Source organism: Cellulophaga sp. L1A9, from assembly GCF_009797025.1.
Classification (GTDB): Bacteria; Bacteroidota; Bacteroidia; order Flavobacteriales; family Flavobacteriaceae; genus Cellulophaga.
The window spans coordinates 4659754-4682640 of sequence record NZ_CP047027.1 but is presented as its reverse complement, the minus strand read 5'-3'; the positions used below and the strand labels follow the sequence as shown (position 1 = coordinate 4682640).

Annotated in this window: 20 protein-coding genes; 10 read left to right on the top strand and 10 right to left on the bottom strand. The window is 34.7% G+C overall.

The window, feature by feature from the left end; genetic code table 11:
* Position 1: 1 nt before the first annotated feature.
* From GQR94_RS20505 to GQR94_RS20490, 4 genes are all read right to left on the bottom strand, one after another.
* Complete coding sequence (locus GQR94_RS20505) at positions 2-2914, bottom strand: L,D-transpeptidase (RefSeq protein WP_158978760.1); 2913 nt, start codon at positions 2912-2914, stop codon at positions 2-4.
* A gap of 2 nt (positions 2915-2916) precedes the next feature.
* Positions 2917-3381: a PAAR domain-containing protein gene (locus tag GQR94_RS22995; protein ID WP_158978758.1), complete on the bottom strand. Its 465-nt coding sequence runs from the start codon at positions 3379-3381 to the stop codon at positions 2917-2919.
* Between the two features lie 12 nt (positions 3382-3393).
* Positions 3394-5226: a type VI secretion system Vgr family protein gene (locus GQR94_RS20495; protein ID WP_158978756.1), complete on the bottom strand. Its 1833-nt coding sequence runs from the start codon at positions 5224-5226 to the stop codon at positions 3394-3396.
* A gap of 265 nt (positions 5227-5491) precedes the next feature.
* A complete protein-coding gene (locus tag GQR94_RS20490; RefSeq protein ID WP_158978754.1) occupies positions 5492-6082 on the bottom strand; it encodes a DUF4494 domain-containing protein in 591 nt (196 codons plus the stop codon).
* A 233-nt stretch (positions 6083-6315) separates the two neighbouring features.
* Between GQR94_RS20490 and GQR94_RS20485 the strand changes: the two genes are divergently transcribed.
* The 3 genes from GQR94_RS20485 (at position 6316) to GQR94_RS20475 (ending at position 8154) form a co-directional block, all read left to right on the top strand.
* The gene (locus GQR94_RS20485; protein ID WP_158978752.1) at positions 6316-6897 is read left to right on the top strand and encodes a DUF6515 family protein; all 582 of its coding nucleotides are present in this window, start codon (positions 6316-6318) and stop codon (positions 6895-6897) included.
* Between the two features lie 127 nt (positions 6898-7024).
* Positions 7025-7654, top strand: a complete 630-nt coding sequence (locus GQR94_RS20480) for a TetR/AcrR family transcriptional regulator (protein ID WP_158978750.1) — start codon at positions 7025-7027, stop codon at positions 7652-7654.
* 14 nt (positions 7655-7668) lie between these two features.
* The gene (locus GQR94_RS20475; protein WP_158978748.1) at positions 7669-8154 is read left to right on the top strand and encodes a DUF962 domain-containing protein; all 486 of its coding nucleotides are present in this window, start codon (positions 7669-7671) and stop codon (positions 8152-8154) included.
* A gap of 62 nt (positions 8155-8216) precedes the next feature.
* Here GQR94_RS20475 and GQR94_RS20470 read toward each other — a convergent pair whose 3' ends face one another.
* Positions 8217-8483 (bottom strand): protealysin inhibitor emfourin, encoded by a 267-nt coding sequence (locus tag GQR94_RS20470; RefSeq protein ID WP_158978746.1) that lies wholly within the window; start codon positions 8481-8483, stop codon positions 8217-8219.
* A complete protein-coding gene (locus tag GQR94_RS20465; RefSeq protein WP_158978744.1) occupies positions 8480-9499 on the bottom strand; it encodes a M4 family metallopeptidase in 1020 nt (339 codons plus the stop codon). Before GQR94_RS20465 ends, GQR94_RS20470 begins: the two co-directional genes overlap by 4 nt.
* A gap of 221 nt (positions 9500-9720) precedes the next feature.
* Between GQR94_RS20465 and GQR94_RS20460 the strand changes: the two genes are divergently transcribed.
* Both GQR94_RS20460 and GQR94_RS20455 read left to right on the top strand, forming a co-directional pair.
* The gene (locus tag GQR94_RS20460) at positions 9721-11172 is read left to right on the top strand and encodes a CotH kinase family protein (protein ID WP_158978742.1); all 1452 of its coding nucleotides are present in this window, start codon (positions 9721-9723) and stop codon (positions 11170-11172) included.
* A 236-nt stretch (positions 11173-11408) separates the two neighbouring features.
* Positions 11409-13235: a monovalent cation:proton antiporter-2 (CPA2) family protein gene (locus GQR94_RS20455; RefSeq protein WP_158978740.1), complete on the top strand. Its 1827-nt coding sequence runs from the start codon at positions 11409-11411 to the stop codon at positions 13233-13235.
* Between the two features lie 140 nt (positions 13236-13375).
* Here the strand turns inward: GQR94_RS20455 and GQR94_RS20450 are convergent, their stop codons facing one another.
* From GQR94_RS20450 to GQR94_RS20440, 3 genes are all read right to left on the bottom strand, one after another.
* Positions 13376-14773: an NAD-dependent succinate-semialdehyde dehydrogenase gene (locus GQR94_RS20450; protein WP_158978738.1), complete on the bottom strand. Its 1398-nt coding sequence runs from the start codon at positions 14771-14773 to the stop codon at positions 13376-13378.
* A 25-nt stretch (positions 14774-14798) separates the two neighbouring features.
* Positions 14799-15539 (bottom strand): SDR family oxidoreductase, encoded by a 741-nt coding sequence (locus GQR94_RS20445; RefSeq protein WP_158978736.1) that lies wholly within the window; start codon positions 15537-15539, stop codon positions 14799-14801.
* Between the two features lie 287 nt (positions 15540-15826).
* Positions 15827-16711 (bottom strand): AraC family transcriptional regulator, encoded by an 885-nt coding sequence (locus GQR94_RS20440; protein WP_158978734.1) that lies wholly within the window; start codon positions 16709-16711, stop codon positions 15827-15829.
* Between the two features lie 273 nt (positions 16712-16984).
* On the opposite strand from GQR94_RS20440, the gene GQR94_RS20435 reads away from it, so the two are divergent.
* The 5 genes from GQR94_RS20435 to GQR94_RS20415 all read left to right on the top strand — a co-directional run bounded on the left by GQR94_RS20435 (position 16985) and on the right by GQR94_RS20415 (position 22264).
* The gene (locus GQR94_RS20435) at positions 16985-18352 is read left to right on the top strand and encodes an NAD-dependent succinate-semialdehyde dehydrogenase (protein ID WP_158978732.1); all 1368 of its coding nucleotides are present in this window, start codon (positions 16985-16987) and stop codon (positions 18350-18352) included.
* Positions 18353-18396: 44 nt separating this feature from the next.
* Entirely contained in the window at positions 18397-19029 is a 633-nt protein-coding gene (locus GQR94_RS20430) for an alpha-ketoglutarate-dependent dioxygenase AlkB (protein ID WP_158978730.1), read from the top strand.
* A 214-nt stretch (positions 19030-19243) separates the two neighbouring features.
* On the top strand, positions 19244-19903 hold the full coding sequence (gene nfsB / locus GQR94_RS20425) for an oxygen-insensitive NAD(P)H nitroreductase (protein ID WP_158978728.1): 660 nt from the start codon (positions 19244-19246) through the stop codon (positions 19901-19903).
* A gap of 15 nt (positions 19904-19918) precedes the next feature.
* Positions 19919-20926, top strand: a complete 1008-nt coding sequence (locus tag GQR94_RS20420; protein WP_158978726.1) for a zinc-binding alcohol dehydrogenase family protein — start codon at positions 19919-19921, stop codon at positions 20924-20926.
* Between the two features lie 126 nt (positions 20927-21052).
* Positions 21053-22264: a winged helix-turn-helix domain-containing protein gene (locus tag GQR94_RS20415; protein ID WP_158978724.1), complete on the top strand. Its 1212-nt coding sequence runs from the start codon at positions 21053-21055 to the stop codon at positions 22262-22264.
* Here GQR94_RS20415 and GQR94_RS20410 read toward each other — a convergent pair.
* Positions 22250-22777: a glycosyl hydrolase family 28-related protein gene (locus GQR94_RS20410; protein WP_233268513.1), complete on the bottom strand. Its 528-nt coding sequence runs from the start codon at positions 22775-22777 to the stop codon at positions 22250-22252. The genes GQR94_RS20415 and GQR94_RS20410 overlap by 15 nt on opposite strands.
* Positions 22778-22887: the final 110 nt, after the last annotated feature.

Sequence of the window (22887 nt, the reverse complement as noted above, 5' to 3'; positions counted from 1 at the left end):
ATTATTGATTAGCGGATCTAGCTCCTCTTGATTTGTCTTTTATATCTCTCTTTAAATCATAAAATTTATAAACATCATTAATATCTCCATCATGGTCTTCTATATAACAATAGATTTTTTTTCCTTGACTTTTTAAATCAGAATATAATTCTCCTAATTTTTTCATTTCATTATTATAAACTCTTATGCATCCATGTGTACCCATTAATTTACCTATATCTTCTAGTGATTTTTTATAATACCCAGAAGTGTGACCACAATGAATAGCTATACCAGCTCTTCCATTACTAGTAGCTTTTTTAAATTCACCTTCTAAACCTATCAAATCTATTAAACCATAATTACCATAACTGTATTCTCCTTTATGTCTTATTGAGTCATAGGAAGTGCTGGCTTTTCCTGTTGGAGTATCACCATTACCACCACCTGTAAATCTATCACTGCTAGATCCTCTACATAATGAATGTGTTTTAAATAATATGCCTGAACTATCGAATACCACCAAAGGGCCTTCTAAATCTCTACCTTTTGGAGTTATAACATTAATATAAACTTCATTTCCTGTAGCCTTATACTTATTATCAAATGTATGATTAACACCTCCGGTAATGAGTTTCATTTGTTCAATAAAAGCAATTGGATGAAAATGCCAAACATTTTTTTGTGAAGTTTTAAAGGTTCTAATGTTTTTTTTATCAGATTCTTTTTTTTCTTCATTCGTAAAATAATAATATATAAAAGCAGCAGGCAGTAATGTTAGTGTTGATAAATTTGAAAAAGTACTTTTAGTTTCTTGTTCTCCTTTTTCTACCTTATCCCAAAAACAGGTGTTTTTTACCCGTTTTTTTAATAAAGCTATATTTTCATCCTGTTTTTTTTCTAGATTTTTTTTCTTATCTCCTGTAGCTTGGTTTAATCCTATTTTATAATATTCTTTTATTTCTTTTTCAATTTCGGACTCAGTATAGCTCCATTCACTTTTATGTTTGCAAACTAATTTGCTAAACTGTGATAATACTTTTGTATTTTTTGCTCTATTCCATTCATTTTCATCGATGATATTATCATTATTTTCATCAATAGTTTTCCATATTTTTTCTAAAAAAGGAGAGGTTTCAATGTTGTTTTCTACATCTTTTACACTATAACAATATTCGTCACCAGCGTCCATAGTTTCAAAACCAAATTCTTCCCAATTAAATGCTGATATTTTTTTTATTTTGGTATCATCCGTTTTAATCCATCCTTCTTTTTTATTATATGTTATTTTATAATATTGTTTTTCACCATCTTTATGTTTAGGTATACTAGCACTATTAATTCTCAAGATTTCTTTCGTGATAATAGTATCACTTTCAGTACTAGGTTTTGATATATAATACTCTTTTATATCTTCGGCTAAAATAAACTCATCATTTTTTACAGGTTTTATTAATGTACTTTCTGCATTTTCTTTTTGTATAGCAGTATTATTTTTTACCCAAAAAGTTTGATCATGATGTTCAGGCCGATATTCAGCTTCTCGTTTTTCTGTGTTTTTATAAATGCTATAATTTTTACTATATAATTTGGAGTCTGCTGTTAAATATTTACCAAAAGAGGCTTTTATAATTTCATAACATTTAATTTCTTTTTCAACTCCATCTATAATTTCTGTATAATCAGCTTTAATGGTATAGTGGCCTTTTCCATCATCATATCCATCATAAAGGTGTTTGTGAAATACTTCTGCACTTGGTTTAATTATTTGTATCTTACAATAATTGTCATCAATTTCTAAAATTTTTACTGGAGTGTGTTTTTTTATGGAAACACTAATTTTTAAATTTAATTGTAGTTCAGCTCCTTTATCAATTTTTAAGAATTTTTTATTCTCTTCTTTCTCTGCATCCTTTCCACCTTTTAAAAAATCTTTTGGATCTTCAAAACTAAAAACCTCAACATGTGCCGCTCTGTATTTTGAAATGCTAGGCGAATCAAACAAGCCTGTATGACCTATAATTGTTCCCGCTTTAAGCAATCCATCTGATTTTACTACCTTATCAAAAATAAGGTTATCTGCATCAATTGTTTTTGTTTTTGTTAGATTATCATCATTTTTAATAAATCCTTCTTCATCTTCTAACTTTAACCATTCATTAGTACTCTTTTTTTTATCTATTTTGATTTTCGTACTTTTTGTGTTTTTCTCTATTACTCTCAATTGTTCTGAAGTATCTTTAGCTTCTTCATAAACAATAACTCCCTTCTTAGGTGACTTGTCTCCTTTATAATTAGCCTTGCCATTTACTATAAGACCCTTAGAAACGTAAACATCACTATGTGTGTTTCCTTCATAATCTTTGCATTCAATCTTTTTATATCTTTTATCTTTTTCTAATAATATTTCTTTCCCATTATTGGTTAATGTATCAACAGTTGTTTTATATTTTAAAAAAACAGGATTTGTTCTGTCTAATTCCTTTTCACTATTTAATTTGTAAACTTCTAATCCATTGATAGCATCTTTAGCCTGGTCTGATACTATATAAGAAAATTCAGCGAGAACGTCTGGTATTTTTTTCTTGCTATAGTCATCTTTTTCGTAGTCTTTTTTACTCATTAAATGATTGTACAGACTATAAAAAGTAAACTCTAAACCCTCTTCGCTCTTATAATAGTGTTGCATTAATACAAAACCATTAGAATATTTAGGATTGTCTTTTCCCTTTCCTATATCTTCATAGAAATATTTAGTTGGTATCCTGTATGCTATAACCCTACCATCAGCTATGCATTTTACATGTGAGTCACCTTCAATATGTATTCCTCCATGCCATGCATTAAATTTACCAATAGGGTATATACCAAATCTATTACTAGATTTTAAACTGTCTGTTAAAGATTTTATATTGTAAGGATATTCTATGTTCATAACTACATACTAAATGAAAAATCGTTTAAATACCCATTTTTATCTGCTTCTTCACGAAGCGCCTCTTGCTTAGCAATAGCCTCAGTTAGTTGTCCTCTAAGGTTTGAATTAATAGTAGGGAATGGTATTTTATGTAGGGGCATAATTGCGGTTGCAGCACTTGTACCTGTGCCAATTAGAACAGTAGGTTCTCCTGCTGAAATAGCTCCTCCGTGCGCAGTAGAATCTCCCATTGTAACAGCGGGTTTTCCGCCGATTAATACAGTTCCTTCACCCATTACTATAGTATCAGGTGGCCCTGCACAGGTGCACAAATCGCCAATTACTGAAGCGGGTTTACCTCCAATTAAAACTGTTGGTACTCCGGGCCCAGATATTGGTCCTCCAACATGAGGTGGAGGGGGTGTTCCTGGGTTTAGCATTGGGCATACATGCATGCTTCCTACTGTTGCTGCTGGTCCTGGCATACTATTATGTTTTTAATTTATTTTTACGATTGCGCCAGAAACTTCTGTTAGCGCACTACCTGTTACTTTTGTTTGTGCTCCATTGAGTTCAACAGATACTTGCCCCTCAATTATAGTGTTAGTACCTGATATTGTGGTGTCACTTGTAGCTTCAATTGCTATATTAGAATCGCTATTAATTGTAGTATCTAATGCAGATTGTAATGCTAATGTACTTTCGGATATAATACTTGTATCTCCTTCCGATGCTGTGTTGATATCTCCTTGAGCTTGAATGTCTATATTTTCTTCAGCTATCATTTTTATATTTTTTGCTTGAAATTCAATATTTTCAGTAGCGGTTATATATAATGATTTGGCTTGTGTATCAAATGTAATTATGCTTCCTTCATGATCATAAATGTTTATTTTTTCTTCGCCATCAGTATCATTCAATTCTATAGTATGGCCACTACGGGTACGAATAGTTTTCAGATTATTATCTGCATCCGCCATACCACTTTTGGCACTGCTATTAAAACCAGCACTCAATACATAGGGTTTTTCTGGATTGTTGTTTTCAAAACCTACGAGTACTTCTTCGTCCAGTTCAGGAATAAAGTAAAAGCCTTTACCGTTACCACCATATGGGGTATTCATTTTTATCCATGGGGTAGAAGTGCCCATTCTGCGCTGCCAACCAAACTGTACTTTTATACGGCCTAATCCGTCAGGGTCATTGTTATCTAAAACAACACCACGTTGTTCTTCTGCAGACGGTGTGGCAAATACCGCACTATAATGTGGGTGTTCTGTTCCTTCTGGTACGCCTTCAAAATGATTTTCATAATTACCACTATGATCAAAACGGTGCGCTACTTTGGTAACCATATAGGATCCAAACGCATCTCTACGTGTTTTATCAGAAAAACTAACGCCTTCAATGGTTAAATTATCACCCACACGTAAACCGACAATTTCTGAAGATCCGTTGGCAATAATCATATTTGCCGCTTTAGATAAGGTATCAACTTTTGCTACATGATCTAAACCTTGTTGTCCGCTATATTCATTCTGATTGTGATTCCAAGAGTAGTTTTCTTTCTTGGCAAATAAACCTTCTGATTCTCTTTTTACATTCCCAGCATACATATGTCCGCTTTGTGCACTGTACGATGAAGAAACGGATTCTAATTCACTATCATTGACCCAATCTTTAGAAGTAAAGCCGCTATTTTGGGACTGTAGGGTAGTGGAGAGGCCAAAGGTTTGAATATCCTGACCATACACCCCATTAAATTGCTTGTCTCCCGTGCGTCCTACGCAAAAGGTTCTCCCATTGTCATACATCCAAACGCCATAACGAGCACACATACGTTGTAAGAAAGAAAAATCGGATTCGTTGTATTGTACGGTATAAGGCAAACGGATGTTAGTTCCATTTCCTATTTCCATTTTTAATAAATCTGTGGAGTGTCCATTAAAGGTATCACTCACTACTTGGCTAAAAGAAGACCCTTCTTCATAGCTAAAACATTGTACGGAGCGCGAGAGTAAAATACTAGCCCCTTGTCCTGAAAGCACAATAGCGCCAGAAGCGCCAATCCCTTTTTGTAAAGCTACAGAAGTAATGATCCCTACATATTCTAGCTCACCATCATTAACCCCTATAGATAGTTTTTTACCGGAATAATTAATAGAATTATTCATGAGTGTACCGCCGTACCCTTCGGTAGCATTGGTTTGAAAAACCACACTAAAAGAGCTGTGGGTACCCATGGATTGTTCTATAGTAACCTTATAACCAGATTTAGGAAGAAAACGTTCTCCATCGATAATAAGCGTAGGGGTAATCATTTTAGACATGGCGGTAGTTATTTAAAGGAGGTTAAAATAGACACAATCCCTGAGGTGAACAAAAAATACCGCTGTATTTCGATGAATTACCTTAAAAATTATAGACTATCATCTATAATTTTTAATCCTTAAATATAGGTGTAACCCGTCAATACCAAGAAAATAAGGGTGTTTAAGGTAATTCTCTGAGCAAGGAGAGATGGACAATTAGAAAAGCATAGAAACAAAAAAGAGGGCTAGAAAGCCCTCTTTTTTTATTGAATTTTAAAGAATTTTATTCTTCGCCAGTTCTAGGCTCAAAATCTGTTTCTGTTTCAGATGCTAAAACGTCTGCCAATTCTAAATCGTCATTAAGTTCTGCTACTTCAGGAACAGATGCTTTTACTTCATTGAATTTTTTTATGCGTTCCATATCACCTTCTTCTCCAGAGAAATATGGGAATACATCCATAATAGGAGATTCTGTAATCGCAGGAATAGAATACTCACCCATAGTGTCTTTCATAACAGAAACGGTATTGTCGTAAGCTTCTTTTACATCATTTGCTTGTATCAATAAATACATATTGGTTTTGCGTTCTTTACCACTCTCTTCATCAAAAGCAATTAAAGATACTTTCGATTTAAACCAACGATCAGAATTTTCAAAAGGATGTATTTCAGAATAGTTTGCTACTTTAATATTGGTAATTTTTATATCATCACTATCACTAAGGTAGGCAGCCATTTCTTCGGTAATTCTACTTTCCGCTTCGGTATACGAAATAGCATCTACCAAATAAGGTTCCGTAGCTACTTTTTGCATTCCACTAGCTTCATCTAGCTTTCTATATTTTATTTTACACTCGTACCATGTTGCACTCATAATGTCATTGTTTTGGGGTGGCAAATATAGGGCTTCTCTTAGGTAAGATTTATATAAATGAAAGAATAGATATTCACAATTTTAAAATGAAAGAGGTATTGTGTTTATATTTAAGGAGTTGCAAAATAGAATCTCTAAGAATCTATTTGTTAAATGCTAAAGTTTTCTAAAAGGATTAAACTATTGATTTAAAATGTAATCAAAGAAGTATAAACCCTAAAACAATAATCATTATGAAAAATAATAGTAGAACATTCGCTTTGATAGGTATGGCCTTAATTGCATTTTCATTTTCAGGAAATGCGCAAACTAGGAGTACAAAATCAAAATCTAAAACAGTGGTGGCAAAAACAAGTACACGTTCTCGTGTGGTACCACGTAAGACTGTAGTGTATAAGACCCCTAAAAAGAAGGTTACCACGTATAGATCAGTACCTACGAATGCTAAAGTAATTAAACACAACAATCAGAACTATTACTACACTAACAATAAATATTATAGAAATTATAATGGACGCTATATCGCTGTAGCTCCAAGAGCAGGAGTGCGCGTGACTAATTTGCCTACAGGCTTTCGTCGTGTGAAATTCGGAACTAGAAATTACTATAATTATGATGGTGTTTTCTATATTCAAATTCAAAATGAATATGAAGTAGTGGCTCCAGAAGTAGGAACAATAGTTTATGAATTACCTGACGGGGCAGAAAGGGTAGAAATAGATGGAAGTATTCTTTATGAATATAATGATGTGTTGTATGAAAAGATACAATATGATGGAACTAGAGCTTATGAAGTTGTAGGGATGATTGAGTAAATAATTAAATAGTACATATACAATACAAAAAGGGAGCATTTTAAATGCTCCCTTTTTGCTTTTTAGTAACTAGTTACTAAAAAAATTCTTATATTAGTAAGCTTGTATTTTTTTTATAAGTTGCAATATGAAAGAAGAAATAAAAAAAGAGGCTATAAAATTGTTTAACATTCATGGGATGTCTAATGTTTCTATGAAACAAATAGCGGATAGCCTTTCCATGAGTGCGGGTAATTTACAATACCATTTTAAAAGCAAAGAAATACTCTTAGCGACGATTTATTTTGAAATGTATGAGGAAAATAAGAACTACATTCTTCCTGAAAATGCATACATCACTTTATTTCATTTTGAAGAGATGATGCGTAATTTTGATAGTCTACAACAGCATTATAACTTCTTTTTCAATGATATTGTAAACATCAACAAAACATATCCTGAAATCGCAGAGCATTATAAAATTACGAATTTAAACCGATTTAAAGAAGGTAGAAAATTAATTGATTACTATGTAGAAACGGGAAGAATGCTTCCAGAATCTGAAACAATTAATTACGATAAAACGATTCATTTAATTTGGATGGCTAGTACTTTTTGGCAAGCACAAAAACTAGTTATTACAGCTACAAACTACGAAACAAATAAATGTGGGGCTGTTGAAATGCTTTGGACCTTGCTTTTGCCTTATTTAACAGACAAAGGTTTGGAAGAGTACCACCAACTTAGGCAATTTGTAGCCTTACCAAAAACGAACTAATTTATACCCCCCTTATGAGAAAAGTAGACACCCTGTTGGCGGAATATAGTGAAAGTCACCAAACAAAATTTAATATAGCCATTCATTACATTTGCGTTCCTGTGATTTTTTTTAGTTTGATAGGCTTATTAGCAAGTATTCCGGTATCCGATACTATCATACAGGCTTTTCCAGAATTTTTACAACCTTATGTTCATGCTGGTACTTTAGTAATTGTATTGGGCTTGTTTTATTATCTAAGTCTTTCTAAAACCTTATTTGTAGGTATGCTTCTTTTTTCTATTCTTGTTTTATTAGGGATTGATGTTATTCAAGTGAGTACAAGCTTAGCACTTTGGATTCCCATGTTGGTTCTTTTTGTAATAGCTTGGGTAGGGCAATTTATTGGTCATAATCACGAGGGTAAAAAGCCTTCGTTTTTAAAAGACCTACAGTTTTTAATGATTGGACCGGCTTGGACCATGAGTCATTTATTTGAAGCCTTAAATATTAAATTTTAAGCCTATGAGTACTAGCGCGTAATGCGCCATTTGACAATCTACATTGAAAAATGGCTATAAAATTAGTTTTGATTTAAAATAGTGCTAATCAAATTTCTTATCGTTGGGGGTAGATTTGAGTCGTCAAAATTTGCCTCATAATTTTGCGTGTTTTCCTCTAGCTGCAAATGGTATTGAAGTCCGTCTCTTAGATTTTTATTTTTAGGTATTGAGGAAACTTTAAGCGTCTCTAGTATTTTTTTTTGTTCTGCGTCTGCTAAACGCACTTCTCCTGCATATTTTTTCGGAATTCCGGTAATGCCACCAGATATACTTAAAGAATACTTCATATCAGTACTTTTTGTGGTAATCCTACGGCTGTAAAACTAGTCTCAATTGCTATGGTTGCAGTTTCAGGGAGCTTATTTTGAGAAATTAAGGTTTCAGCTGTAGTTAAGAGTACCTCTAGCATATCACTAAAATTAACGGTACGCCAAAGAAATTTTAGGGTTTCAAACCACAGTAAAGCGCAATTATCAATTCCGATTTCTAAGCAACACAGATAGAAAGCTTTGTTTGGTATTCCAGAATTGATATGAACTCCTTGATGATCCTCAGGACCGGCATAATAATTATCCATATGGTCTGGTTGTGTATCAAAATCATTCGAAGTTCCTGGCGCTTTCATAGACCTAAGCGCTACACCAGGAAAGGTTTCAGTCACAATAGTATCTCCAATGAGCCAATCTGCTTCGGTTACACTTTGGTTTAAATATTTTTGCTTGATAATAGTGCCAAAAACATCAGAAAAATGCTCGTTCAACGCGCCTGGTTGCCCTTCGTATTCTAAATTAGCCATAAACTGAGTGATACCATGGGTGAGTTCATGAGCGACAACATCAATGGCGCTTGCAAAATCTTTAAAATCGACCTGATCACCATCGCCATAAGTCATTTCATCACCGTCCCAGAACGCATTATTGTATTTTTCTCCATAATGAACGTTAGACACCAAATCCATGCCTTCTCCATTCACAGAATTTAAATTAAAAGTGTCCTTAAAATAAGCGCGAACAAACCCCGAAGTATCATAAGCACTATTTACAGTAGCATCATCGGTACTATCATCACCTTCGTTGCGACTTAAGGAAACACGTTGCTGGAATTTGTTTTCACAATCATAAATAATCCGATCTCCTTTTCCAATGGCTAACTCTTGTTGCAACAGGCCGTTTAAAAGTGTATTTCTCTTTTCTAAAATACGACGCGTATCATTCAAGGTTCTTTTACAATTTTTACTTCCGCGTTTTGCTAAGGCAGCTAATATATGTTCTGGAACAATATAACATTGGTGTTTTTTGCACATGAGTATAGATTTTAGGAAATTCTAGTCCCTAATATACGAGCATTTAGACTATAAATAGCAACAAATTAAGTTAAGCTTATGAAATTTAAAAGAACGGTTTATTTTTTAAAAAGGTGCATAGGACTGGTTCGCTGATTACTAGGTACAATTCACTGAAAGTAATTAAATGATAACCAATAAAGTAGCAAATTAGCGCACTGTTTAACACAATAGCTAATAATATGAAAAAATTAAGCACCTTATTTATTTTACTGGTTTGTTTCTCATTTTTTAACGCTTGTTCGGAAGATGATGTTAATACAACGACTGTAGATGTTGAAGAAACGGATGACTCTACGAGTGATGAGGCCTATGTAGAAACCTATTCAGATACCGATTTTGACACGGTAGATTGGACGGATGCAACACACAGTAAATCTGCTGACCCTGATATTGAAGAAATTTTTGAAGATGAAGCTGTGAAGCGTCTTGATATTGTAATTTCTGAAGCACGTTGGCAAGCGATGTTAGATGATATGACTTCATTGTATGGTGCGTTTGGAACAAGTACTTCTGGTGGCGGACAAGCTGGCGGGGGATTGGTAGAGACTGATGAAGATCCGGTTTTTGTTCCTGCAGAAGTATTTTACGAAGATAAGGAATGGTATAAAGTAGGTGTCCGTTTTAAAGGGAATTCTAGTTTACAATCTACTTGGTCTAGCGGAAACTTAAAACTATCTTTTAAGTTAGATTTTGATGAGTTTGAAGATGAATATCCGCAAATAGATAACCAACGTTTTTATGGTTTTAAAAAGTTAAGTCTTAAAAACAATTACAATGATAAGTCTATGCTTCGAGAAAAAGTGGCTACAGATATTTTTAGAGACTTTGGCGTAGCCAGTTCTCATGCTGGTTTTTATACGGTATATGTAGATCATGGAGACGGACCTGTTTATTTTGGAGTATATACCTTAGTAGAAGAGGTAGACGATACGGTAATTGATACTCAGTTTTCTGATAATGATGGTAATTTATACAAGCCAGATGGCGATGGAGCTTCGTTTGCAGAAGGAAGCTTTTCTGAAAGTGTCTTTGTAAAGAAAACAAATGAAGATGAGGCCGATTATTCAGACATAGAAAGTGTTTTTGCAGCTTTGCATGCAGATACGAGAACCACAGACCCTGCCGCATGGAGAGAAAGTTTAGAAAGTATTTTTGATACGGATACCTTTTTGAAGTATTTGGCGGTAAATACCGTTATTCAAAACTGGGATACCTATGGTAGAATGACGCACAATTACTTTTTGTATAACAACCCCGATACAGCCCTGTTATCATGGATACCTTGGGACAATAATGAAGCTTTACAGACAGGGAATATGCAAGGTTCTTTAGCCTTAGATTTTTCTGATTTAAATGCTACAGAATGGCCGCTTATTGGGTATCTATATCAAGATGAAGTTTATCAAGAACAGTATGACGGGTACGTGCAAGATGTTGTGAATACCGTATTTAATGCTTCTCTTATGCAGCCTAAATATGCCATATATTCTTCATTAATAGAACCTTATGCAAGCGCTGAAGTTTCAGGATACACGTTTTTGAATTCAAGTTCAGATTTTCAAGCTGCAATTAGCGAACTAAATAGTCATGTAGAGCAACGTGTTAGTGCAGTATCCAATTATTTAGAATAATAGTAGTCACCTTAAGTAAAAAACCCTGCTTTCTTTTCAGAAAGCAGGGTTTTATATTTTTTGGCCAATTCTGGAGTAGATTTCTATGCGATAACCATTGGTTTTATAGTAGTTTCATACCCGTTCTGCGTAAATTTTAGGACTTCTTTTTAATCTTCTAAGCGTTCTAGTGTGACTCCAACAATAGTATGCGTTTTATGTGTATTTTTGCGCCTACCACCGAACTCCAGTAGGCTATGAATGAAGATATACTTTTTGAAGTAATTGTATTTTTAGTAGGGGCCATTATATGTGTGCCCATTGCGAAAAAATTAGGGTTAAGTTCAGTTTTAGGTTATTTACTGGCGGGTGTTTTAATAGGACCCTATCTTTTAGGTTTTATAGGAGAAGAGGGCGATGATATTCTTCATTTTGCAGAATTTGGTGTGGTTATGATGCTCTTTTTAATAGGATTAGAGATAGACGCTAAGAGTTTCTGGAAAATGAGAAAAACCATTGTAGGTATGGGCGGTACGCAAGTAGTACTCACCAGTGTCATTTCCTTTGCAATTCTAATAGCTTTTGGTGTTTCATGGCAAGTATCTTTAACCTGTGCTATGGCAATTTCAATGTCTTCTACAGCCATCACCCTACAAACCATAAGTGAGAAAAATTTAATGAATACCACGTATGGCGCTTCTTCATTTGCTATTTTGCTTTTTCAAGATATTATAGTAATCGTTATGTTGGGGCTATTGCCGTTATTATCTACAGTAGATGCTTCAAAATTGGACGGAGAGGGAAGTTCTAATATTCTAGAATCGCTACCGCTAGGTTGGCAAGCTTTAGCAACTATAGGTTCTATTGTGTTAATTGTTATTTCTGGGCGTTACCTCATTATTCCAATGTTACGACTAGTGGCCATTTCAAAAGTACGAGAGTTGCTCACCGCATCAGCCTTATTGATTGTTTTAGCCATTACATTTTTAATGGAGTTTGTAGGGTTAAGTCCGGCATTAGGAGCCTTTCTGGGGGGTGTGGTTTTAGCTACGAGCGAGTTTAAACATGAGTTAGAAAGTACACTTGAACCCTTTAAGGGATTGCTCTTAGGTTTGTTTTTTATTACAGTGGGTACTACCATAAACTTTGTAGTTATTGCAGATAATCCATTGGTAATAAGCGGATTAGTGGTAGGGATAATTATAGTAAAAGGATTGGTATTATATATCGTTGCCACGCTATTTAAATTAAAAATAAATCAGAAATTTCTCTTAGCAGTTGGCTTGGCTCAAATTGGAGAGTTTGCATTTGTGATGTTATCTTTTGCGTTGCAATTGCACATTTTAGACCAAAAACAATTAGATATTATGTTGGTTGTTACTGCACTAACAATGGTCTTAACACCCATATTAGGACTGTTGAGCGAAAAGTTAATACTGCCAAAATTTGGAACAAAACGAGCCGAAGAAAAACCAGCAGATGCCATAGAGCGTTCCGATAAAATTATATTAGTAGGTTTTGGTCACTTTGGAAGTACAGTGGGTAGATTTTTAAGGGCACATGGTGTAAAAACGACAATTTTAGATCAAGATTCTAGTCGGGTAGATCTTTTGAGAAAAATGGGTTTTGAGGTGTTTTATGGCGATGCCACGCGTTTAGATCTCTTAGAATCCGCAGGAATTGCGAATGCCGAAATTTTAATTTGTGCTATAGACAATCCGGAGGTGACGCTTAGTTTAATAAAAAAAATAAAAGAAAAATATCCGCATTTAAAGCTTATGGTTAGAGCTAGAAATAGGAATGATGCTTATGATCTACTAAATAATGGTGTAGATGATATTTACCGTGAGTCTCTTGATACTTCCATAAAATTAGCGAGCGATGTCCTAGAGCATATTGGTTTTGATGCCGAAGCAACTCGAGGGCAGGCAGATAAATTCATTCGCTTAGATGAAGAAAGCATGCGTAGGTTGGCACGTGCTCCTAAAACAGGGAAAGAGTATGTATTTAAAGCCAGAGAGGAAATGGAGCAACAAGAAAAATTGCTAGAAGAAGATCAACAAGTGGGAAGTAGTCAGCTCTAATTACGGCTTAACCTTTTATATGTTGAGGCGTATAATTGTTATGTATTAAAATAGTGATCTTAGAACAGGTTACTTTAATCTGGAAAAAAGTAAAAAGCACCCTAAATAGGGTGCTTTTTTTATATCAAGAATGTTTCAAATTAATCTTTGCGGATCATAATCGATTTTACATTCACGAATTCTTTCATACCGAATCCACCATGTTCGCGACCAAAACCAGAATCTTTTACACCACCAAAGGGCATGGTTGGTTCTGCTGTTCCGAAGGAATTAATAAAGATCATTCCGGTGTCAAAATGCTTTTCGGCTAGTTCAATAGCTTTCTTCTCATCCTTAGAGAAGATTCCGCCACCAAGACCAAACCTGCTATCATTTGCAATTCGCATAGCATCTTCATTGTCTTTAGCTTTAATTAATGATGCTACAGGGCCAAATAATTCATCTTCATAGGCAGGTTGTCCTTCCGTAACCTCATCCAATACAGTAGCCGGATAGAAGTATCCTTCACCATCTGGGATCTCACCTCCACAAAGTAATCTTGCACCTTTATCAATACTCTCTTGTACTTGCTCGTGAATTTTTTCTCGTAAATCTTTACGCGCCATTGGGCCTAATTGCGTTTCTTCCAATTTAGGATCTCCCAACTTTAAAGCTTTCATAGCAGTCACAAATTTTTCTTTGAACTCGTCATATACTTTTTCAGTGGCAATAAATCGTTTCGCGGCTATACAGGTTTCCCCGTTATTGTAAATTCTTCCCATCACACTTTTTTCAACAGCTAAATCTACATCTGCATCATCAAAAATTAAGTACGCATCATTACTCCCTAATTCTAAAACGGTCTTCTTAAGTTGAGCCCCAGCTTTTGCACCAATATTTTCCCCTGCTGCAGGACTTCCTGTTAACGTCACTCCACGCACTAATTTGTGCGCTATAATAGCATCAGATTGGTCGTGGTCTATTACTAATACATTGAAAAGTCCGCTTGGCAAACCTGCTGTATCAAATATAGATCTCAATAACTTAGCAGTTCCTGTTACATTAGAAGCATGTTTTAAAAGAATACTATTACCAGCCATCAGGTTGGTAATGGTGTAACGAATAACTTGATATGAAGGATAGTTCCAAGGTTGAATTCCGTAAATAACACCAATAGGAGCATAGGCAATTTTTCCTTTTCCACCATTTAATAGTTCCCGTTCTTCGCTCTTTAATATTTTTGGCGCATTCTTAGCAGAATAGTCGCATATGGCAGAACAAATATCAACCTCTTGGTGACTTTGAGAGAGTAATTTTCCCATCTCATCGGTCATTAGCTCAGCTAACTCTGACTTGTAGTTTTGCAATTCTTTACCTATCGCAGAAATAACCTTGCCACGCTCTTCTATTGATTTAGTTTTCCACTCTAGAAACGCTTTTTGTGATTCTTGAATGCTATCTTCTACCTGGCTATCGGTCATATATTCATAGGACGATAGGGTTTTTCCCGTTGTTGGGTTTGTAGTTTTAAATGTATTTTGTTTTGTTGTTGTAGACATAATTATATCTTTTTAATATTATTGTTTATTGCTGATCACTAGGCACAAGATATACGTCATTAATATTTACCCGATCTGGTTGGGTAAGGGCGTAATAAATTGCATTTGCAATATCTTCTGCTTCTAAGGTTTCCATCTCGAACATTTTTTTCATCATTTCTTTGATGTCATCATCAGTGATGGTACTGGTAAGATTAGTGGCTACTGCTCCTGGTTCTATAGAGGTTACGTTAATGCCGTATTTAGGGGCCAACTCTTGGCGCAAGCCTTCAGAAAACATTTTTACAGCAGCCTTAGTAGCACAGTAAACTGCTCCCCCTGGGAAGTAGCGGTGTGCAGCCATGGATGAGATATTAATAATATTACCTCCTTTATTTGCTTTTAATTCTGGCAATACTGCGGCAACCCCGTTAAGCACTCCTTTGATATTAACATCCACCATTTTATCCCACTCATCAGTCTTTAACTTTTCTATAAAGGATAAGGGCATCAATCCAGCGTTATTGATGAGTGCATTTACCGTTCCAAACTTCGCTTTGGTTTTGGTCACTACATTCTCGAAGTCTTCCATTTTGGTAACATCTCCAGTAACGACTAAAGCTTCTCCGCCATTTTTTTCAATCTCCGTTTTTAATTTATTTAATTCATCCTCACTTCGAGCCATAAGAACCACTTTAGCTCCGTTTTCTGCTAATTTATGTGCGGTTGCTTTACCAATTCCACTTGATGCTCCTGTGATTATTACTATGCTATTTTTTAATTTCATAAGTCTTTTTTTTTGATACACTCAAATGTAGTGTGCATACAGGGTGTGTATTGACCAGAATCAATTTAGAATTGATCGATATGCTTTTGTAACCAATAAGGTTGCGTGAGTAAGAAAAGAAAGGGAATAAGATGAAGTATAATAGTTCTTTGGGTGAAGCTATTATAACAATAACCTATTTAACCTCGTATGTGAGATGAAATAGGGCTTGGAAAAAGAATTTGAAAAGATTAAAACCGCTAATAAAATTATTTCATGTTAGGATAAAATAAATCTTGATGTATTGGCTAGCCTTTACAAACAGTTCGTTTCAATAACATGTATTCTCCATTAGTTTTAAATTCCTTTATAGAAGTCCCAGAGTAACGTTTGAAGGTTTTAGAAAGGTGACTCACATCTGTAAACCCTAAATCATCTGCTATTTGTGTTAAGGTAAAATCTGAATTTAAGAGTCGGATTTCTACGAGCTTTAATTTTGCTTTGATGATATATTCTCGTAAAGGCATATGCACTTGCTTTTTAAAATACTCACTCACGTAAGTAGGAGACATCATGAAAACATCAGCCAGATTTTCGACTTTCAACAACTCCGTTTTATCGATATTCTCATTAATATAGGTGAGCATTTTTGTAATCCTATCCTCTGCATTTTTTTTGGGCACTTCAAAATAAGTTCCTTTTTTTATATTCCGAATTAAGATTTCTAGAATACTAGTCATTAGACTTGTAATTAAACGAATAGATGCTGCACCATAATTTCTAGACTCCTGCAAAATCATGCCCACTAAGCTTTCTAAATGATTCCGGTCAATATCGTTTTTAATAATATCCCCGGGTAATTGGTTATAATTAGAAAGGATGTACGATGCTTCTTTAAACCATTCATTCCTATCTATAGTCATCTGGTTTACATTCTTAAAAAAGGAATCGGTAAACTTTAAAAAGACAAATTTGGTAGGTTTTTCTATCGCAAACGAATGACATTTTAAAGGAGGTAGTAAAAACATGCTCCCTTTGGTATATGGATAGTGGTTGTAATTTATACATTGTGTACCATCACCAGCATTAATTAAAACTAACTCAAAAAAATTATTTTTAACAGGGCGTTGTTTCCATGTTGTTAATTCTATTTCTTGTATTTCAAAAGGTTTGTAAGCTTCTAATACTTGCATATATCATAGGTGTAATTCTGTAAATTAGTGAATACTGTTTAATGCTTGTAAATTTAGCATAAAAAACCTTTTTATATACATAATAAACCTTTCAGGGTACAAAGGAATCTTGTCTAATTTTTAAATATTTGTATGTATTCCATCTTTATGTATTAGCAGGCTATTATATTTAAAGGAGTTAATATAATAACTATTTCAAGCAAATAAAACCCAATAAATATTAGAACTTGCATTCTTCTATTAAGACATTCATTAATTTAAAATAAACACCTTATGTCAAGCATCACTACAACCAATCCAGCAACAGATAAAAAGCTTGCTACCTATGTGAGAATAACTTCAGGAGAAGCGCAATCAAAAATAGCTATTGCGAAACAAGCATACACAAGTTGGAAAAACAAAACATACGAAGAGCGCTCAAAATTGATGCATAAGCTGGCAGATTATTTAGAGGAGCACAAGGAAGAATATGCACAACTGGCGACTAGAGAAATGGGTAAAATCATTGGTCAGTCTAGAAAAGAAATAGAAAAATGTGTTTGGATTTGCAGGTATTATGCAGATCATACAAAAAATTTACTAGCAGACGAAGTTGTAGCTACTGAAGCTAAAAAAAGCTACGTTACTTTTCAGCCAATTGGTGTAATCTTAGCGGTAATGCCTTGGAATTTTCCATTTTATCAGGTGATTAGATTTGCAGTTCCCGCTTTGATGTCGGGTAATGTGGGGGTGCTAAAACACGCTTCAAATGTTCAAGGCTGTGCTTTTGCCTTAGAGGAAGTTTTTTTAAAGGCTGGCTTTCCTGAAGGTTGTTTTACAAATTTAAACTTAAGTTCTGAGCATGTTAAAGATGTTATTGAAGATAAAAATATTGTTGCAGTAACCCTTACAGGTAGTGATCCTGCTGGGCGTTCTGTAGCAGCTATTGCAGGACAGAACTTAAAGAAAACGGTACTAGAATTAGGAGGGAGTGATGCGTACATAATTCTTGATGATGCTGATCTGGAAAAAGCAGTAGAATTGTCAACCTTTGGGCGCTTACAAAACAATGGTCAGACCTGTGTTGCGGCAAAACGTTTTATCGTATTGGAAGGTATTTATGATGATTTTTTAGCAGCGTTTAAAAAGAAAATGAAAGCAGCAAAAATGGGCATACCTACAGATGAAGATACATATTATGGACCTATGGCACGTAAAGATTTGAGAGATGAATTGCATGCGCAGGTGCAAAAAACAATTACTCAGGGTGGCCGGTTAGTGCTTGGAGGTGAAATTCCTAAAGGTAAAGGTGCTTATTACCCTGCTACCATTTTAGCAGATTTGAAACCAGGAATGGAAGGTTTTGATAACGAGTTATTTGGTCCTGTTGCTTCTGTGATTAAAGCAAAAGATGAGCAAGAAGCTATAGCATTGGCAAATAACTCTCAATTTGGTCTAGGTTCTGGAGTATTCACGAGTAATTTAGAAAGAGGGGAGCGCATTGCGTTGCAATTAGAAGCTGGGAGTAGTTTTGTGAATAAATTGGTAGTTTCAGATCCAAGATTACCCTTTGGAGGGGTTAAAAATAGCGGTTACGGGAGAGAGCTCTCAGGATATGGAATTAGAGAATTTGTAAACACAAAAAGTGTATGGATAGCGTAAGTTTTTCGAACTAATAAATAGTGCTCACATTACAAGTTATTTCCATGGACTTATTTACTCAAACAGACCTGTTTTCAACAAATGAAGTACATAAAACGGAACTTGATTTACCAGGAGCGGATATTGTTTTATTCGAAAATTTTTTCAGTATAGAAGAAAGTAACAAACTGTTCAATAATTTATTAAAAAATACGCCTTGGCAACAAGAGCAGATTACCATTCACGGTAAAGAAGTAGATTACCCTAGATTAACCGCTTGGTATGGTGATATTAGCAAAGACATTCAATACACAAATACCAAAAGTAAAATTCATGTTTGGAATGCTGATTTACTTTTTATTAAAGAACGAATAGCGCAGGAGGTAGCTATTAAATTTAAACGCTGTCTCCTAAATTATTACAGAGATGGTAAAGACAGTGTAGATTGGCATCAAGATTATAAAGGAGAGCAACGTAAAAATACGGTGATTGCTTCAGTCACTTTTGGAGCGACTAGATCTTTTCAATTAAAACATGCCACGTGTAAAGATTTAAAACGGGTAGCTATTCCGTTAACCCATGGTAGCCTACTTTTAATGCAAGGTGCTACGCAAGAGAATTGGAAACATAAGATTTCGAAAACAACGAAAAAAATTAAACCTAGAATAAATCTCACGTTTAGGTGGTTGCCAGAATAGTGATTTTGTATAATTAAAGGATAAAATAGTTTTTAAAAGCTTAATATTCACTTTAAATTCGGGTACAATACTTTTTTCATTCATATTTCCATAAGAACCCTCTTAAAAACCTTTTTTTATACCTTAATCTCCTTTTTTTGTACTCTTACTTTAGTGTTTTGTGTATATATCTTTGTTTTTAAATAAGAATCAACGGTATTAAAAATATAAAAAGATGAATTTACGAGAAACTTTAGATTGGAGATATACAACTAAGGAATATGACACCACCAAGAAAATTTCTGATGCAGATATGGCAGAAGTCAAAAACTTGTTAAGAATGAGTCCTTCAAGTGTAAACCTACAACCTTGGCATTTTATAGTTGCTGAAACTACAGAAGGTAAAGCACGCATTGCTAAGGGGACTCAAGGTTTTTTTAGTTTTAACGAGCCAAAAGTAACTAATGCTTATGCTGTTGTTTTATTTTGTTCAAAAATTGATGCAGATGATGCGTACTATCAGCATATTGCAGATACAGAAGATGAAAGCGGAAGATTTCCTAACCAAGATATTAAAAACGGATTTTTAGGTGCTGTAAAAGCTTTTACAGGTATTCATAAATACGATTTAAAAGACTTACAACACTGGATGGAAAAGCAAGTATATCTTAACATTGGAAACTTTTTACTGGGAGTTGCAAGTTTAGGAATTGATGCTACACCAATGGAAGGTATTGATGTAAAAGCTTTAGATGAAGAATTCGGATTAAGAGAAAAAGGATACACTTCTTTAGTAGCTGTTTCTTTAGGATATAGAGCTGAATCTGATTTTAATTCAACTGAAAAAACACCAAAATCTAGATTACCAGAGAGTGAAATTTTCACGGTAATATAATAACACGAAGTTAACATGAAAGCAATAGGATACAAGGAGAACCTCCCAATAGCGGATGTAAAATCGCTACAAGACATCGAAATAGATACTCCAAAAGCAACAGGGAAAGATATTCTTGTGGAGATCAAAGCAATATCGGTAAATCCGGCCGATTATAAAGTACGCGCTGGGATGCCTGTAGAAGGCGATGACTGGAAAGTTATTGGTTGGGATGCTACTGGTATTGTAAAAGAAGTGGGGGAAGAGGTTTCTCTCTTTAAGGATGGAGATGAAGTTTGGTATGCAGGAGATTTTACCCGTCAAGGAAGTTATGCGCAGTATCAAATTGTAGACGAACGCATTGTAAGCAAAAAGCCAGCGAGTATTTCATTTGTAGAAGCTGCTGCATTACCGCTAACCACACTTACGGCATACGAAATGTTGTTTGATAGGTTGCAAGTTGCCAAGGATGATGCTGCTAAATCTATTCTAGTGATTGGTGCAGCCGGTGGTGTAGGTTCTATTTTGGTGCAGTTGGTTAAAAAATTGACAAAATTGAACATTATAGGTACGGCTTCTCGCCCTGAAACTACAGATTGGTTAAAAGATTTAGGAGTAGATACCGTGATCAATCACAGAAATAAATTGAGTGAAGAATTTGAGAAGTACAAGTTACCAGCTCCTGATTATGTGGTGAGTTTAAATGCTACCGAACAACATGCAGACGAAATTGTAAAGTTGATAAAACCACAAGGGAAATTTGGTTTTATAGACGATCCAAAAACGTTCAATGTGATGCCTTTTAAAAGTAAAGCAGTGTCTACACATATCGAATTTATGTTTACGCGCTCTATGTTTCAAACGGAGGATATGATGGAACAGCACAACATTTTAAATGAGGTTGCTAAATTGATAGACATGGGTACCATTAAAACAACTTTGGGAGAAAATTTCGGAATCATTAATGCAACAAATATGCGTAAAGCTCACGCTTTCTTAGAAACAGGAAAAGCTAAAGGTAAAATTGTTTTAGAGGGCTTTTAAACACAATGGGTTAGATGTTTGAAATCTAGGTGGTTAGGAATTTATTTTTTGTTCTAAGAGCTTACCAATTTAAAAAGGATAATTTTACACCTTTATTCAAGTTGATTCAAGAACGAGACCACAAACATGAGTTCAAACAAAGAAAACCTTTCCCTTCAAGAAGCCCAAAAATTAGTGCTGTTATCACAAAGGCTACCTGCTCCAAAATTAGTGGGTACAGCTAGAAATGCTACACTCTCTGCAATAGAACATTTGGGATACATACAAATAGATACCATTTCGGTTATTGAGCGCGCGCACCATCATACGTTATACAATCGTAATCCTGGGTATAAATCTGCTCATATTCAGGAATTGATAGCGGATAAAAAAGTGTATGAATATTGGGCGCATGCGGCTTCCTTTCTTCCTATGATCGATTATCGTTTTAGCCTACCTCGCAAGAATGCGATTGCTTCGGGGAAACAAAAACATTGGTTCAAGCAAGACTTAAAACTTATGAATTTGGTGACAGCGCGTATAAAAGCCGAAGGTCCTTTGATGGCGAAAGATTTTGATAAAAAAGGAATCAAATTTGGTGAATGGAAGACGGCTCCTACCAAACAGGCCTTGGCGAACTTATTTATGCAGGGTGATTTGATGATTACAAAGCGAGTCAATTTTCATAAAGTGTATGATGTCACGGAGCGCGTATTGCCAAGCACCATAAATACGACAACCCCCACGGAGGAGGAATATGGTCGGTTTTTGATAACGAATTATTTACGTGCCAATGGGCTGGGAAAATTAATAGAAATAACGTATTTACTTAAGAATACAAAAACACTAGTTACAGACACACTTAAGCAGATGCTCGTACATGGAGAAATAGTGCAAGTACGTGCTGCCGATAGTGATTATTATGTGTTGCCGGAGTCTTTTGAACTATTAAACAAACCTTTAGCCCGAAAAAAACTCCATATTTTATCTCCGTTTGATAATTTATTGATCCAAAGAAAACGCACATCTGCTATTTTTGGTTTTGACTATCTTTTAGAATGTTATGTGCCTGTGCATAAAAGAAAGTTTGGCTATTTTTCACTGCCCATTTTATGGAATGGAAAATTGGTTGCCAGAATGGATAGCAAGGCCGATAGAAAAGATATGGTTTTTCATATTCACGAATTAACATTAGAAGCTAGTTTAAAGAACACCGAAGAATTTGCAGCTGCATTGCATAAAGAATTGAAGTCGTTTTTGAAATTTAATAAGTGTACAGCGGTTCGTTTGCATAAAACTAGTCCTACCTCTTTTCAAGAATATTTTGAGCAGTCTTATCCTGATTTATTGTCTAAATGATGTTTGTGGGGGTAATCTATAAAAATTGCGATCATTTAGGGGCATGTTCAGATTTTGTTGAGTCTTAATTTTGTCCTCAGTTTTATTAGCAAAATCAAAAATTCTATGGTTCTTTGCAGGTGTCAGTCCTTTTGTAGGAAATATTACAGTACCTTTTTCAATTTCTAAATGCACATTAGAACGCATTCTAATTTTATTGAAATAATACGTTCCTTTTGGAATAGTTAAGACACCACCGTTATTAGATAAGTTTCTAATAGCATTATTTAATTTGTCGCTATCATCATTTGAGTCGGAATTATTAGCTCCAAAATCAGTCACTAAATTCTTCTTGTTATTACGAACTGCGGCATTGGGTGGCGTGTAAAATCTAGAGGCGGATACCTTTAAAACAGATAAATCTTCTGAAATTTCAGCTTCATTTAGATTTTGAGTTTCTTCATAATTTTTTGAACAGCCCATGGCAAAAAGCGCAATGGAGGCTAGGTAAATACTTTTTAAATGTACTTTCATTGTAAGATTTTTTAAGGTTAAGCAGCAAAATTAGAGTCTTTGTTCAGGCTTTAGTATGTGTATTTTATCCCCGTTAAGTAGTATTTTATCCTATATAGAGTGTGTTCTAC

What these genes read in the sequence shown, in the direction of transcription:
- GQR94_RS20505 (WP_158978760.1), bottom strand. Translation starts at nt 2,914, where the DNA reads ATGAACATAGAATATCCTTACAATATAAAATCTTTAACAGACAGTTTA.
- GQR94_RS22995 (WP_158978758.1), bottom strand. Translation starts at nt 3,381, where the DNA reads ATGCCAGGACCAGCAGCAACAGTAGGAAGCATGCATGTATGCCCAATG.
- GQR94_RS20495 (WP_158978756.1), bottom strand. Translation starts at nt 5,226, where the DNA reads ATGTCTAAAATGATTACCCCTACGCTTATTATCGATGGAGAACGTTTT.
- GQR94_RS20490 (WP_158978754.1), bottom strand. Translation starts at nt 6,082, where the DNA reads ATGAGTGCAACATGGTACGAGTGTAAAATAAAATATAGAAAGCTAGAT.
- GQR94_RS20485 (WP_158978752.1), top strand. Translation starts at nt 6,316, where the DNA reads ATGAAAAATAATAGTAGAACATTCGCTTTGATAGGTATGGCCTTAATT.
- GQR94_RS20480 (WP_158978750.1), top strand. Translation starts at nt 7,025, where the DNA reads ATGAAAGAAGAAATAAAAAAAGAGGCTATAAAATTGTTTAACATTCAT.
- GQR94_RS20475 (WP_158978748.1), top strand. Translation starts at nt 7,669, where the DNA reads ATGAGAAAAGTAGACACCCTGTTGGCGGAATATAGTGAAAGTCACCAA.
- GQR94_RS20470 (WP_158978746.1), bottom strand. Translation starts at nt 8,483, where the DNA reads ATGAAGTATTCTTTAAGTATATCTGGTGGCATTACCGGAATTCCGAAA.
- GQR94_RS20465 (WP_158978744.1), bottom strand. Translation starts at nt 9,499, where the DNA reads ATGTGCAAAAAACACCAATGTTATATTGTTCCAGAACATATATTAGCT.
- GQR94_RS20460 (WP_158978742.1), top strand. Translation starts at nt 9,721, where the DNA reads ATGAAAAAATTAAGCACCTTATTTATTTTACTGGTTTGTTTCTCATTT.
- GQR94_RS20455 (WP_158978740.1), top strand. Translation starts at nt 11,409, where the DNA reads ATGAATGAAGATATACTTTTTGAAGTAATTGTATTTTTAGTAGGGGCC.
- GQR94_RS20450 (WP_158978738.1), bottom strand. Translation starts at nt 14,773, where the DNA reads ATGTCTACAACAACAAAACAAAATACATTTAAAACTACAAACCCAACA.
- GQR94_RS20445 (WP_158978736.1), bottom strand. Translation starts at nt 15,539, where the DNA reads ATGAAATTAAAAAATAGCATAGTAATAATCACAGGAGCATCAAGTGGA.
- GQR94_RS20440 (WP_158978734.1), bottom strand. Translation starts at nt 16,711, where the DNA reads ATGCAAGTATTAGAAGCTTACAAACCTTTTGAAATACAAGAAATAGAA.
- GQR94_RS20435 (WP_158978732.1), top strand. Translation starts at nt 16,985, where the DNA reads ATGTCAAGCATCACTACAACCAATCCAGCAACAGATAAAAAGCTTGCT.
- GQR94_RS20430 (WP_158978730.1), top strand. Translation starts at nt 18,397, where the DNA reads ATGGACTTATTTACTCAAACAGACCTGTTTTCAACAAATGAAGTACAT.
- nfsB (WP_158978728.1), top strand. Translation starts at nt 19,244, where the DNA reads ATGAATTTACGAGAAACTTTAGATTGGAGATATACAACTAAGGAATAT.
- GQR94_RS20420 (WP_158978726.1), top strand. Translation starts at nt 19,919, where the DNA reads ATGAAAGCAATAGGATACAAGGAGAACCTCCCAATAGCGGATGTAAAA.
- GQR94_RS20415 (WP_158978724.1), top strand. Translation starts at nt 21,053, where the DNA reads ATGAGTTCAAACAAAGAAAACCTTTCCCTTCAAGAAGCCCAAAAATTA.
- GQR94_RS20410 (WP_233268513.1), bottom strand. Translation starts at nt 22,777, where the DNA reads ATGAAAGTACATTTAAAAAGTATTTACCTAGCCTCCATTGCGCTTTTT.